This is a genomic window from Psychrobacter immobilis (assembly GCF_904846285.1).
GTDB lineage: Bacteria > Pseudomonadota > Gammaproteobacteria > Pseudomonadales > Moraxellaceae > Psychrobacter > Psychrobacter immobilis_D.
Genome location: NZ_CAJHAD010000021.1, coordinates 1 through 13,862, shown reverse-complemented (window position 1 = coordinate 13,862; position 13,862 = coordinate 1). Strand labels below are relative to the sequence as shown.

The following is a 13,862-nucleotide window of genomic DNA, read 5'->3' as shown; positions in this document are numbered from 1 at the left end:
CATGATGATTCATACTTAATTGGGCTTATGTTTTCATCGTTAAACAGATGGATTATTTAGCGTTAGCCACACCCAATAACTGTCCCATTTGTACCATACTATTGGCTTGCATGTTCTCTTGCCAATCGGCTTTTGCGCCTTTTGGTAGTATTACAATCGCGGTCGAGCCTAAATAAAAGCGTCCAAGCTCATCGCCCTTTGCAAAGCTCATATTGTGCTCGGCTTCTTGGATATCATCAGTGCGGCTGATTTTGCCCGTCGCTACCGTTTCGATACCAGCGACAATCATCGCTCCAACCATCACAACTGCCGCTTTGCCATATTCTGTATCAAATAAACACACCAAACGCTCGTTACGGGCAAACAAATCAGGCACGTTTGCCGCCGTGGTATTATTGACAGAAAATAGCGTACCCGGTACATAACGGGTTTTGGTCAACGTACCAGCAAATGGTATATGCACGCGGTGATAGTTGCTCGGTGCTAGGTATACAGTCGCAAAGCTACCATCCGCAAAATAGCTACCATCTTCGCTATTGGCCAGTAATTGTCCAACGTCATAGTCACGACCTTTGGCTTGCAGCAATTTATGGTCGCGGATTTGCCCTAACTGTGAAATAACGCCATCGGCAGGGCTGACAATACCGTTTGCGCTGCTATCGATGATACGCGCGTCGTCTTTTAGCTCACGGGTAAAAAAGTCGTTAAAGCTTTCATAAGCGTTAAAACTTTGGCGCTCGTATTCATCTAAGCTGACATTGTAAGCTTTGGCAAAGCTGCGAATAAAGGTGCGCTTAACATAAGGATGGCGGCTGGCGGCCAAACGTCCAGCGACTTTACTCAACTGCTGCTGCGGCACAAATTGTTGAAGGGTGGCAAATAAATTCATAATGAGGCTACCAAAATAGGGTTTGATGTAATAATTAATTAGGCAAGTTAATGGCGGTATTTTATCATGGTCAGGGTATTGTTGTATGGCCATAAACTGTAAGCTATTTATAAATAAGGAAGGCTGTAAATGAGAGCACTGATACAAAGGGTGCATCGTGCGAGTGTCACTGTTGATGAGCACTGCGTTGGTAAGATTGAGCATGGCCTATTGGCATATATTGGCTTAGGCCATGATGATAATCTGCAAAGTGCGCAGCGTATGATTGATAAAATCCTCACTTATCGCATTTTTGATAATGATGATGACCCTGCTAAGTTTGGTAAATTGGATAAAGATGTCCAGCAAGTAGGCGGTGGCTTATTATTAGTCTCACAATTTACCTTGATGGCGAAAACCGATAAAGGTCGCCGTCCTGACTTTGGCGAAGCGATGGCACCCGATGCCGCGCAAGTATTATTTGAGCAATTGGTAAATTATGCCAAGACTCAACATCCTAATGTGGCGACTGGTGAGTTTGGCGCTGATATGCAAGTGTCCAGTATCAATGATGGACCGTTAAATTTCATATTGGAAGTTTAAAGGTTTAACGTTTTAGAATCTTGATTTTTACAAGCTGAATATTTTAGAAGCTAAAGTTTTCACACTAAAGTCTTAAAGTCTTAAAGGCTAAAAACTTAAAAGCTAGCTATCAGGTTTTTGCAAAAGTGGATAAGGGTTGACCGCGCTGCCATTGATATAAATCCCGTAATGGACGTGCGGCGGCGTACCTTTGGCATTACCACTGTCGCCGACATAACCGATGATATCGCCGGCATTGACCCAGTCGTTCGGGCTAATATCGGCATAATCTTCTAGATGCGCATAATAATGTCCTGCGCCGCCTGGTCCAATGATGAACACCACGCGACCGCCTAACGTATTTTCGCCAACTTTACTGACGATGCCTTGAGTCGTTGCCTGTATCGGTGTGCCCCGCGCGGCAAATATATCGATGCCTTCATGAGAGCGACCTTGGCTGCGGGCGCCGCCCCACGTATCGGCTAGATGCTGTTCTGGTAATGGCGAGGGAAGGCTGTTTTCTGTGGGTAATTCTTGTTGTAATAAACTGAGATGTTGCCATTTTGCCAGTACAAACGATTGAGTTTGCTGACTGATACTCGGTAACAGCTTGTCAAATACAAATAATAGTATTAATAACACAACCGCCTTGATGAATACGCTTAGTATACGGCGTAAAAATTTTGGTTTTGAATTTGGCTGCGGGTTATTGCCATCTGCTAGCATCGATATCTCTTTATTTTTTTAAATTAACGCTGATAGATAGTATAAGAGTTAAGGTCTCTATTCTGTGTATGCCATTGTTATCTTTAAATTTTATCCCCATAAATATAACGTTGTTTTTAAAAATCACGTAGTTTTTAAATCTACATAGCTTTTAAATTCACGTAAAACACCAATGTTGCTACCTATGGCTAAATCTTTATGATTGATACTGCGCTGATTATCGATACCGAAACCGACCAAGGCCGTGATCCGCGTCCGATTCAAGTGGCGACTATTAATGTGGCGACGGGATTTGAGTGGATGAAATACTTTAATAGTGGCCGTTCGATATCGCCAGTCGTCATTAGAATCCATGGTATCACCGATGACGATGTCGCAGGTCTTGAGCGCTTTGAGCTGGATGCGTTTGAGCTGCCGCAGTATCTGATAGGGCATAATGTACGCTTTGATTGGCGGGTGATTGGGAGTCCGTCCGCTAAGCTGATATGTACGGTGCGGCTGGCGCGCGTGGCATTTCCAGAGTGGAGTGCTTACGGTCAATCTAAATGCATCGAGCAGTTATTAGGCAAAGGGGAAGCAAGCAGAATGACGATTGCTGCTCATGATGCGCTGGGTGATGCACGTATGTGTTATCTGCTTTATCAGGCGTGCTGCGAGCGCTTAGAAATTGCACCGACAGATTTTGCTGCTGCTCACGCTATCGCCAATAAAGCCAATCCGGTGAGCAAAATGCCCTTTGGTAAACATAAGGGCATGCCGATTAAAGATGTGCCAATCAGCTACGTAAAATGGATGCTAGGTAACATCCATAATATGCAGCCGTCGCTTTATTCGGCCTTGACCAAGCGTGTTAAAGCAGAAGAAATCTCAAGAAGTTCGCAAGACTGAATAGACTTATTTACGCTTAAATGGATTGAAAAATCTGAAACTATTGCTGCTTATTTAGCCAATCTACTGTCATTTGCCAAAGCTGTGGGGCTTTAGCGTGGGTTCTGCTACTGAAATAGCGCATATGACCTATACTATTTAAGCCAAATTCTTTTGGTTCAAAAAAGCGTTTTTCGACTGGCATTTTGGTAAAGACACGAATCATGTCATCCATGTTTTTGCTATTGGCAATCTCATCATCGCTAAAGCCGAGCCATAATGCTGGCATGTCAAGCTCATCATAAAAATGGGTATGGATACTTTTGCCAAAAGCGGTCTTGATATAGCCTGCGCCATTACACCATTCGCGCCATTGACGAGCCACGCCGCGTGGTAGCGGCTCGCCCATACCGATTTTATCCGCTGGGGTATAACCGAACGTTAAGTTAGTGAGTGGAATAAAGGCATCCATAAAACCCATCGCTTTAAGCTTATAAGGCATGGCCATATTTTTAATTTGCCCTGATGAGCAAGCGACATTAAATACTGAAGCGATAGCCTTATAATTTGGCATCAAACCAATCAGCTGACCGCCAGCGCTATGACCAATCAAATGATAAGTGACATCTGAAAATTCATCTTGCAACGCATCAAGAACGGCTGGCATGTCGTGGCGACCCCAACTGATTAAAGAAGCATCACATTTCGCCAAAGCAGAGGAAAGCGATTCGCCGATACCTTCATTATCAAAGGTTAGGACACCAAAGCCACTTTCTGCTAAGTAAGTGGCAAAATTATGATAGAACTGACGTTTGATACCGGTGGCTGGCGCGATCATGACCGCTGCTTTCATCTCATTTTTAGGACGATAGACAGTCGCTGCCAATGCTTGATTGCGATCAGTCATGATGCTGAGTGAATAAGTATCCGTTTGGTGTTGCGTATTTTCCATGGTTTAACCTTGATTTTTTATGAGTGTTGTATGGTTTTAATTGGCGCAAAGCAGTCAGTTGTTTGCAATAACTTATCAATATGGCACGCTTAACAGGTAGTCATTGCCGCGTGATTAATCGCTTAATCTGTCTGATGACGGTGTGATAACCGCGTGGTAGCACTGCGTATGATAAAATAAATCTTAGTTGGGAAGGTGTGCGAAAATGACTTCCAAGTTCTATGCTCTTTATCTTAGCTGATATTATTCATCAGCATTTATTTTTGACCAACCAACACACATCAACAAAACAACACGCATCAGTAAACATGTTTTAATAGCTAGGTATTTCACCCTGACGTATTTAAAAGCTGCGTATTTAAAAATTGGATATACAATCAAAACAATCGATATAAAAACTAAGGAAGCTATATGCAAATGAAAATTAACAATGACACTTATGAAGTCATTACCAGTCAAGACATTACCAATATTGAAAAAGCCGTAGATAAATCAACGTTGTTGATGCCTCTGGTAGCGGTATATTGTGGTTCGCGTTTGGGTAATAATGAGGTTTATGAGCAGTCAGCCCGTGAGCTCGGACGTGAGCTTGCCGATAATGGTATGGGGTTGGTCTACGGCGGCGCGAGCATAGGGCTGATGGGTGCAGTGGCAGATGAGGTCATCCAAGGCGGCGCGCAAGCGGTTGGTGTGATTCCAACTTTTATGCTGAAGCACGAGATTGCCCATGAGCAGCTGACTCGCCTGCATTTGACCGATACCATGCATACCCGTAAAACGGTGATGGCAGAGTATGCCGATGCCTTTATTACCTTGCCGGGTGGGCTTGGTACATTAGAAGAAATCATGGAAATCGCCACGTGGCGTCAGTTATATCAGCACGAAAAACCAATGATTATTCTGAATATCAATGGTTTTTATGATCGTATGATTGAGCATTTAAAATATACCGCTGACCAAGGATTTATGAAACAACAAGACCTTGAGCGTCTGGTCGTTTGTAATAGCATTAGTGAAGCGATTGATATGCTAAAAACAGTGGTAACCATAGAAGGCGCGGTCGATACCGAAAAAATGGCCGGTAATTAAGCGAACTAAGCGCTAATATATACTGTTTTTATATAAAAAAGGAGAGAAGGGCTTATCGTTAGTTCTTCTCTCCTTTTTTTTTTAACTTTATTAACATTTAAATCATTTTAACTCGTCTCATGAATACCATGATTTACGCCAGCCATTGCTAATGGAAAGCCGCGTTCTTGTGCCAAATGACGCGCGACATTATCAATCGCTACGCTATCGTTTTGTGCCAAATACGCCCATTCATGGGCATAACGTTGACGGTTTTCTATTGCGTCGTTATCAACCAAACCAAGTTCAGTCAATTCATCGACGATTTGATCAGCAGCAATCAGCGTCGATGAGGCTTTGACGTTTTCCGCGCGTGCATAGCGGATATTAGAGTACAAGCTCACATCCGCTACCCGCAGGGTATCATCCTGACCGGGTATTTGCTGCCCACCATATAGTGCGTTCCCGACTGTACGCGCGCTATGGAAGGTCGGCACAAACTCAGCGACATAGTCAATCGCTTGCTGGCTACGTGCTTGCAGCGGTGCTTTATCCCAGCCATCTTCGATATAGTGCAGGTATTGCGACGGCAATTCAGGTTGGGCGCTGTCTTTATTAGAGGCCACCAAACCATCATCAAATAAGGTGATAAATTTGCTCATGCCATGTATTTGAAAATAGCCCCCGGGATAAGGCGTTAGCTGCGCCATGCCTTCAGGGGTTCCGCGCTCGCCATAGACGATAATCTCTGGTATTTGCCCACCGGTGTCATTCCAATGGGTAATATAAGAGGACTTAAACTCGACCATGCGTGTGACTTTGACGCCGACCATATCGTCGATAACGCCCGTGCGAAAGCCACAAGCGTTGATTAAGTAATCGACTTCGATAGATTCAGTTTTGACTTCGGTTTCAAGTTCAATGTCAGAGCTGGCCGCTTGTTGATAATCAATACGCCATTTAGTGACATGGTGGTCAGCGTTTGAGCAATTCTCACAATCAACTGGCATGACTTGCTTAACCTGCGTATCGGTAAAGACATGCGCATGCTCATAGCCTTCTAAAGCCAATTGTGCAGAAGCTGCCAAGCGGAAGATATTCCAGCCATATTCTTGCACGACAATCAGCGGAAATTTAACCTTATTTAAATCCAAATACTTAGCGACTGGTATCATCCATTCGTCAACCGTGCGCGGCACAGCAACTTGCTCGCGCTCAGATAGTGCAATCAGTTGTTCATGGCTGTAGAGCTGATAATAATTTTCAGGTTCACCAAGTACTTTATTCCTAGCATCTTCGGCGATAAGCTCACGATAAGCGTCAGTCAAGATATCAAGGCGTGGTAGCAAGTCTTCAGGCAAACCCTCATCACGCGTTGGTACGGCAAATACCGTTGGACGCACATCAATGGTATAAGGATAAAGTCGCAAAATATCGATACATTGTTTGAGCAGGGCGACGCAATCTTCATCAGGAATTTCGCGGTATAGATTGCCGCCCGCATGCAAATGGCACATCGGCGGACCATCGATAAGCGAGGTGTTTTTTTCAAATAAATAGGTTTCAAGCCCTAATGCTGCAAGGCGAATCGCAATCGTTGCCCCCGCTGTACCGCCACCGAGAATACCAACCCGTTTGGTGGTAGGCGCTTGATTGTTCGTAACAGAATGAGTCATTGTCGTTGTCATATCCTTAATCGCATTCCTATTATCAGTCATCAGGAATGGCTCGGCGTCTTCGTTAAATAATTCGTTTGTCAGTTTCTAAGCTTCTTAGTTTCTTAATTTTAATTTCAATTTCTAAGTTCTTAACTCTTATATCTGCCACGCTTATATTTTAAATAGCGTGTTTTTTTCTAATGCAAGACTACCTATATGTGTGCAACGGCTACTAAGTTCAATATTCATCTTAAGCCGCCATAGTCACGTTTACAGGCACATTTTTTATTGTGTAGTAATTCTTAATTTCAATCGACTATTCTACGAATAAACTACCAATAATGGCATGGCGAATACGTAAGTAGATGCATGAGTTTTGTCAATGAATAGCGAGGAAAGGGACAACTGCAGCACAAAATTAGAAAAGCATTTTTTATAAAATTAGAGAGTGAATTTTACTTAATTTGTAATATTTATACGTTTTTGTAAATTTATATAATGATAGAAAAGACTGACTTTATGTCTATGCTATATTAAAAATGCTTGTAGTCAGTCTTAAGCTATTTTATACATTAAGGTTTAGACCTACAGACGACAAAAAGAAATCTAAAGAATTTTCCACTATTAACAAGGAAGTTATTATGAAACACATACTTATGTTATCTGTCATTTCTGGTGCATTAGCGCTTAGCGGTTGTTCTACTTTTAACAACATGTTTGGCAATGACGATTCAGGCATGCATGATGTGCAAGCGACCACTAAAAATACTGCCCCAGTCGTCAGTAAGAATGGCATGTTGGTTGATGCCAGCAACCATATGACCCTTTATACTTTTGATAAAGATGCTATGAATAAGTCAGAATGTGGCTCTGCCTGTCTGCTCGCTTGGCCAGCATTTTTGGCGCCAAGTAATGCTAAAGCGTCAGGGCAGTTTGCCGCCTTTAAACGCGAAGATGGCAAATATCAGTGGGCGATGAATGGTAAGCCGTTATATTTTTATGCCAATGACACCAAGGTTGGTGATAAAGATGGCGATAACAAACTTGGCGTTTGGCATATCGTAAAAACCAAATAACTTTTGAATTTGCTAAAAATAATTTTTCCATAACAAAAATAAGTTTTCCATAAAAAGGCAGCCAGTGTGGCTGCTTTTTTTTGGTAATTTGTACAGTTTTTTGACATCGTATAATGTCTTCAAGACGAGCTTAAGGCGCGGTCTTATCATAGAAGCTACTTGCATCAAGCGGCAAAAACCGTTAAAATCGCGGTTTGATTTTCCCGCTGGGGAAAGGCTAAGTGAGCAGCGGTGTGGTGTTGGGTGCTGGAATAAGCCAGTGACGCAGTTGCCAGACCAAAAGATGTCCTTAGTGCCTCAGTTACGTATGTTAGTGTGATTAATAGTCAAAAACGCGATTAATCAAAAGCGCTGTACATACATCGGACATAGAGAGTTTATTATGCGTAAAGATATCCATCCTAATTACCAAGAAGTTTTGTTCCATGACACTAACGCTGACGTGTTCTTTTTAACTCGTTCAACCGTTAAAACCAAAACCACTCGTGAATACGAAGGTACAGAATATCCATACTACCCACTTGATATCTCAAGTGCGTCGCATCCATTCTATACTGGCGAACAACGTAAAACGTCTACTGAAGGTCGTGTTGCAAGCTTCAACAAACGCTTTGGTGCGTTTGGTGGCCGTAAGAAAGCTGCTGATACTGACGCTGCAGAATAATTCATACGTATTGCGTGATATTATTTTGAGCATGTGTTTTCTCAAACATGCACAGCTATAGTATTAAGAACATAAAAAAACCGCTGACTATTCAGCGGTTTTTTTTGTTTAAATTTTTAGAAGTAAATGCTCAATAGTTTCTAGTCAGTAAGCTCAGCATCGGAAGGGGAAGGGTTCAGTAACTGTATAATCAGCTCTGCTAATTGCTGCGCCCAATAACCGTACATGAGGCTGCTAGGGTGAAAGCCATCACTGGCAAACATCACTCTGATATCGATTGGTGTGCCATTAGAATGTTCGTCTATCATGCGGGCAAAGTCGGTTGCCATGTAGGTGACACCATCGTGAGCAGTACAGACTTGCTGCAAGGTGTTATCAAGGATAGAGGCTTTGGCACCGACAAAGTTATTCAACGGTGCAGGTATCGCCGGCATCTGTGCCATTGGCGGCAGACTTAAAAAAACCAATTCGCGCACGCCAAATTTACGCTGGGCGATAGCAACAATATCTTCGATTTGCTGTTGCCATTTGTTTACAGAAACACTTGATGTCGTATCATTGACGCCAACACTCAGTATCATCACATCGATAGGTAAGTTTGGCGCTGGCATAATATATAGCCTACGTAAAATATCAAAGCTGGTATGACCAGTGGTCGCTTGCAACGACCAGTTTAATATATTAAATTTGGTCTGAATAATAGGCTGCTGGGTCAGGAGAGGTATCAAATTGCCGACAAGCGCCTCTTGTTGCGTCTGACTACCAACGCCAGCCGCTGCCGAATCACCAACGATCATTAAATTTAGTGTTTGCTGCCTATTATCTTTTAAGGTATTGGGCAGGTTGCCAGTAGGGTTATCTAGCTGAACTTGACCATGCCTCTCGCCATTTGGTTCGGGCAGGCGCACCGTATCGCGCTTGATTTTATGCCCTTGATAAAGGTAGACAGGAGCAAGAAACACATCCTTGGCAACAGCGGCTATTTTATTCTGCATTTTTTTAGTAGCTACCATCCTGCTCGCTCCCGAATCGTGGTGAGATTGTCTTCAATGAGTAATTTACCATCGATATATACATCGCGTAGTAGGTTATCTTCTGCTGTCGATAAATTATCAGCTTTAATAGTTTCTAACGTTCCGTTGCTGTTCTTTATCAGTGCTAAACGACCTTTTTTTGAGCGTTTTGAGCGGCTGGTCACAGGGTCTTTATAGATATCCTTCCACACACCATCGATAGAGATGGCACTGGCCTTCATCGCCCAGCTCATGGTATCGCGATTGACTTGCTGCAATAATCCGCCGCCCATCCCAAAGGTGATATTGTCGGCGCTAAAACCTGCGTTCAATACCACATCGATGATTTTCCCCAAGCTTTGTGGGCTGATACCATCACCTTGGATAACGCGTACATAATCAGGCAGCACTTTATAGCCCTTACTATTAATGGTCGTACCGAACTTCACCGCCAAGCGCTCTAATGCTTCGCGTACTACTTTAGCTGGATCGCCGCTGTCTGGTCGGATAACTAAAGTTCCACCCATATTTTTGACATCATCTTTTAGGCTACCGCCCCAAATATTATCAATGGCATTCCATAAATCATAGCTGTCAGAAACCACAGAAAAGCTCTTACCTGCGCCGCCAAACTGCGCAATCATACTGGCAAAGGCGGCGGTTTCTCCGTCACGCCCCCAAGCAGTCATGGTGCTGTGCTCAGCGGCAGGGATAGAGAAAGCAGGCATGTCTTTATCCATGTGATACCAGCGGCTGGCGGCAACCAAAGCCGTCATCGAATCAGTACCAGCAAAGTTCACTAAATGAGCAAGACTACCAAGGGCGACAGATTCTTGGCTAGAAGCACCGCGAGAACCAAAATCATGCAAACGGAAAATCAGCGACTCGCTATTGTCCGCAGATTTTTCTAGTGCCTGACGTATGATACCTTTGCAATAATGCGAGACGCTAGCGACGGTTGATGGATACCAAATCGCACGCAGTAGCGCCGTCTCGATATAGCTTGGTAGCCAATAAAACTCAGGGTCCGTATTGATAATTTGACAGACCACATTGGATGCTGGCACCACGCTACCTTCAGGAATGGCTTCAATGCGTAGTGGCAGATAGCCGCCATGCTTATCGACCAGCAGCTCCCAGCCAGCACGGTTAAAGGTCAAGCCATGTGCTTGAATGACCATTTCGGCTTCATCAATATCTTGATGGGTGATGGGGGTGCTTAGGTATTCTTTGATAAAGGCTTGTAGCCCAAAAAATACCACATCATAGTCGCCTTTGCGCGCTTCGATGTAGCTTGAGAGATACTCACTACCTTTTGGGTATTGCACCCAATGGGAGGTTTTATAGCTGTCGCTATTTAAGATTAAATTGTTTAAATTACTGGTATACATCACAGAACTCCTCTGCTTTGAGATGTCGCAACTGTTTTTTAAATAACCGTTGCGGCGGTGAGCCATTGCCGTCTATCGGCGCTGGCGTGAAAAATTGTCAATAAAAATTGAATAGTTAAATAGTAACAACCTATAATCCAACCATTTTGGTAATAATCGCATAATGGTCTTCGAACATCATGGTGGCATCAAGTTCAGCAAGCGGTAGCCAGAACGCTGTGGCTGCATCATCGCCGCCTTTTACCTTGGGTAAACCTTTTGGATCATTTTTAAGCTGAAAGTAAAAGGCTTGAGTAATCGTACGCCCACGTGCCGAGCGATAGGGATCATCAAAGGTATGCTGACTATGACAAGAGCCACGTAGTACCGGTTCAGGCACTTTAAGGCGAGTTTCTTCGCGTAGCTCGCGGATACAGGCATCAAATAGCGTCTCTTTTGGATTCAAAAAACCACCCGGTAATGCCCAAAGCCCGCGCCCTGGCATACTACGGCGCTCAACTAATAAAATATGCCCTGATTGTACGACTAGCGCATCAGCGGTCATAAAGGTTGGTGGGTAAGGAGCGGACTCCCATTGTCTTTTATATTTATCGACGAAATCGGCTTCTTCATGCAGGTTTTGATAAATATCAGTCTTTTTAAAATCATTGAGGACGTTGCGGGTTGATTCAGGGGTGCGCTCAGGCGTTGGCGTGGCACCCATCAAATAACTGTCTCGAATAGGAGTGGCGGATAGATTTTGATAATTGGGCACAGAAACCGATGCCCAATTCGGGAATAGCGATAAATAATATGATGAGCTGTCTTTTGAATGGCCAATTAGCCCAATGTCAGTTTGCAAGTCGCCAGTGACAGATTTGACGCTTGCTTGCACATATTGAAGCCAGCGCGTGTCATTGTAGAGTGCATCATCGAGTCCAACGCAGTGAATACGCGCGGCTTCTGCTGGCGAGTAGGCATTCTTTATCATCATCGCGCGTTCATCGACGCTAAACGGATTACGCAAACTGCGAGGTAGATTGGCAGAACCGATCAGCATAATGACGTTATCTGCTCGTTTTAACGCTTCATCGACCACTGCTTTATGACCACAATGAAACGGCTGGAAACGACCGATAAATACCAAATAACGATAGTGTTTGTTTTTATCTGCATTCTGCTCTGATGAATCACTCATATACGCCACTTTCCTACTACTGATATTTTATTGATTAAAAAAAGTAATGCCACCAATACTGACACAGCATAGGAGTTGCTGACAAGTGCAAAGATGTTTAAGGGTGTATCATCATTGGCTATTATCTGTATTCAAGTTTGTTCAGACAAAAAAGTATACGACTCTTTTAAGTGGAATGCTTATCAATCCACGCCGCGACTGTTGGCCAAATCTCTTTGGCAGCCGTACGACTGTTTAAGATGCGGCTATGGGTATAATCGTCCAAGTCGCCATTACTCAGCGCATATTCACGAAAAACATTGGCAAAGTTATTGTTGAGAGAATTATCAAAGTCATTAAAAAGCGACTGACAACCTTTAGTGGGCGAGATGAATTTGTCACCCTTGGCGCTGATGGCATAGATTGGTACGCTAATGGTTGGCATATACTGTCGATAATCAACATAATCATGACTTTCGACGCCAGTCATTTTTTTCTGCTGATGATGCTTATCAAAAGCACTTTCTTTCATACCACTGACATCTATATCACTTTGCTTAATAAAATGACTGTGAAAGTTTTTACGCAAGTTCCATTCGTACCATTGGCTCATGGTGTGATGACTTTCGTTGATGGGGCCCATATTGAGTTTTTTGGCAGGTATATAGCCGAATATACGGGTAAATATCTTGGCGGCGATAATTTTAAAATAGTTTTTCGGGGTTACTATCGCGCCGTAAACTTGGCAGGCAAACATACTGACGCTATTAATTTTATCGATATAATGTGGATTTTGAATGAGAAACATCGTTAAGCAAGCACCGCCGCCGCTATGAGTGACACAGTGTAAATGAGTAAGCGTTAATTCGTTCAATAAATAATCAAAGATAGCGGCAAAATCATAGGTTGCGACGGTTTCAAAGTTAAATTTGTCTTTTGGTATTGAGCTTGCCCCATGCCCGCGCCATTCCATGATATAGCAATGATGACCAAGTCCCGCTAAGTATTCAGCGATTCTTAAGCAGGTTTTTTTATCCGAAAAAGTGCCATGAGTTAAGAAAATATTTTGCCCTTTATTAGTAGTGTCATTGTTAGCATGAACATTAGAGAGTTGATGGGTTTTTTCGCTATCGAATATCTCCCAAATAGCGATTTGTACGTTATCTTTCGTCGTCACTAACTTTAGATTCTCAGTCATCATAAAGACGTTCTCTTCAGCTCAAATGTTGCTTATTACTATATATGCTTATCAATACATAAGTGCAGTAATGGTAAGTGATAGCATAACGCAAGAATCTAAACTGAGGTATCTATGATGCGTGTCCCATCATCGTATATAAAAAAACTGCCCGTGATGGATTCAATCACGGGCAGTTTTTTGATAGTAAAGCCAAGTAAGTTTAGTATCTAATCTTCTTTACTAAACTCATTAAATGCAGCAATGGCTTCGGCGGCATACATCATTGACGGACCACCACCCATATAGACACACATGCCTAAGGTTTCAGCGACTTCTTGTTCTGTTGCACCAAGTTGTACTAAAGCTTTGGCGTGAAAACCAATGCAAGCATCACAGCGTGCGCCAACCGCTAAGCCAAGGGCAATAAGCTCTTTGGTTTTTTTATCCAATACCCCGTCAGCCGTTGCTGCTGCACCAAGCTGCGAAAAAGCTTTAGTCGTTTCAGGGATGTGCTTATGTAGTTTTGCCATATTGGTCGAAACGTGTTTGGTGATGTCTTTAAATGATTTACTCATGGAATGTTCCTTTTAAGCAAGATGAATTAGTAAGTTAGTAAATAAATAGGTTTGACATATTTCATTTGTTATATTTAATTATAATA

14 protein-coding genes are annotated in these 13,862 nt (G+C 43.0%); 5 read left to right on the top strand and 9 right to left on the bottom strand.

Annotated elements, in window-relative coordinates:
- Positions 1–52 precede the first annotated feature (52 nt).
- Positions 53–889: an archaetidylserine decarboxylase gene (asd, locus tag JMX13_RS11190; RefSeq protein ID WP_201612711.1), complete on the bottom strand. Its 837-nt coding sequence runs from the start codon at positions 887–889 to the stop codon at positions 53–55.
- A gap of 129 nt (positions 890–1,018) precedes the next feature.
- Here asd and dtd point away from each other — a divergent pair, with 129 nt between their 5' ends.
- Positions 1,019–1,471, top strand: coding sequence for a D-aminoacyl-tRNA deacylase (gene dtd / locus JMX13_RS11185; protein WP_201612588.1), 453 nt, complete (start codon positions 1,019–1,021; stop codon positions 1,469–1,471).
- Positions 1,472–1,573: 102 nt separating this feature from the next.
- On the opposite strand, the gene JMX13_RS11180 is transcribed toward dtd, so the two are convergent.
- Entirely contained in the window at positions 1,574–2,176 is a 603-nt protein-coding gene (locus JMX13_RS11180; RefSeq protein WP_201612586.1) for a M23 family metallopeptidase, read from the bottom strand.
- Positions 2,177–2,374: 198 nt separating this feature from the next.
- Between JMX13_RS11180 and JMX13_RS11175 the strand changes: the two genes are divergently transcribed.
- The gene (locus JMX13_RS11175) at positions 2,375–3,064 is read left to right on the top strand and encodes a putative quorum-sensing-regulated virulence factor (RefSeq protein WP_201612584.1); all 690 of its coding nucleotides are present in this window, start codon (positions 2,375–2,377) and stop codon (positions 3,062–3,064) included.
- A 40-nt stretch (positions 3,065–3,104) separates the two neighbouring features.
- Here the strand turns inward: JMX13_RS11175 and JMX13_RS11170 are convergent, their stop codons facing one another.
- On the bottom strand, positions 3,105–3,995 hold the full coding sequence (locus JMX13_RS11170; RefSeq protein WP_201612575.1) for an alpha/beta fold hydrolase: 891 nt from the start codon (positions 3,993–3,995) through the stop codon (positions 3,105–3,107).
- Between the two features lie 411 nt (positions 3,996–4,406).
- On the opposite strand from JMX13_RS11170, the gene JMX13_RS11165 reads away from it, so the two are divergent.
- Positions 4,407–5,084, top strand: a complete 678-nt coding sequence (locus JMX13_RS11165; RefSeq protein WP_201612573.1) for a TIGR00730 family Rossman fold protein — start codon at positions 4,407–4,409, stop codon at positions 5,082–5,084.
- A 107-nt stretch (positions 5,085–5,191) separates the two neighbouring features.
- Here JMX13_RS11165 and JMX13_RS11160 read toward each other — a convergent pair whose 3' ends face one another.
- The gene (locus JMX13_RS11160; protein ID WP_201612572.1) at positions 5,192–6,739 is read right to left on the bottom strand and encodes an FAD-dependent oxidoreductase; all 1,548 of its coding nucleotides are present in this window, start codon (positions 6,737–6,739) and stop codon (positions 5,192–5,194) included.
- A 623-nt stretch (positions 6,740–7,362) separates the two neighbouring features.
- On the opposite strand from JMX13_RS11160, the gene JMX13_RS11155 reads away from it, so the two are divergent.
- Both JMX13_RS11155 and JMX13_RS11150 read left to right on the top strand, forming a co-directional pair.
- Entirely contained in the window at positions 7,363–7,797 is a 435-nt protein-coding gene (locus JMX13_RS11155; protein WP_201546508.1) for a hypothetical protein, read from the top strand.
- Between the two features lie 382 nt (positions 7,798–8,179).
- Positions 8,180–8,461: a type B 50S ribosomal protein L31 gene (locus JMX13_RS11150; protein WP_201546507.1), complete on the top strand. Its 282-nt coding sequence runs from the start codon at positions 8,180–8,182 to the stop codon at positions 8,459–8,461.
- A gap of 140 nt (positions 8,462–8,601) precedes the next feature.
- Here JMX13_RS11150 and JMX13_RS11145 read toward each other — a convergent pair whose 3' ends face one another.
- The 5 genes from JMX13_RS11145 to JMX13_RS11125 all read right to left on the bottom strand — a co-directional run bounded on the left by JMX13_RS11145 (position 8,602) and on the right by JMX13_RS11125 (position 13,776).
- Positions 8,602–9,474 (bottom strand): SGNH/GDSL hydrolase family protein, encoded by an 873-nt coding sequence (locus JMX13_RS11145; protein ID WP_201612571.1) that lies wholly within the window; start codon positions 9,472–9,474, stop codon positions 8,602–8,604.
- Positions 9,468–10,865, bottom strand: a complete 1,398-nt coding sequence (locus JMX13_RS11140) for a nicotinate phosphoribosyltransferase (RefSeq protein WP_201612570.1) — start codon at positions 10,863–10,865, stop codon at positions 9,468–9,470. The genes JMX13_RS11145 and JMX13_RS11140 overlap by 7 nt, the downstream gene beginning before the upstream one ends.
- 130 nt (positions 10,866–10,995) lie before the next feature.
- The gene (locus JMX13_RS11135) at positions 10,996–12,042 is read right to left on the bottom strand and encodes a bifunctional nicotinamide-nucleotide adenylyltransferase/Nudix hydroxylase (RefSeq protein ID WP_201612568.1); all 1,047 of its coding nucleotides are present in this window, start codon (positions 12,040–12,042) and stop codon (positions 10,996–10,998) included.
- Between the two features lie 166 nt (positions 12,043–12,208).
- Positions 12,209–13,222, bottom strand: a complete 1,014-nt coding sequence (locus JMX13_RS11130; RefSeq protein ID WP_201612566.1) for an alpha/beta fold hydrolase — start codon at positions 13,220–13,222, stop codon at positions 12,209–12,211.
- A gap of 206 nt (positions 13,223–13,428) precedes the next feature.
- Positions 13,429–13,776 carry a carboxymuconolactone decarboxylase family protein gene (locus JMX13_RS11125; protein ID WP_201612564.1) on the bottom strand — a complete coding sequence of 116 codons (348 nt, stop codon included), beginning with the start codon at positions 13,774–13,776 and terminating at the stop codon, positions 13,429–13,431.
- Between the last annotated feature and the right edge of the window lie 86 nt (positions 13,777–13,862).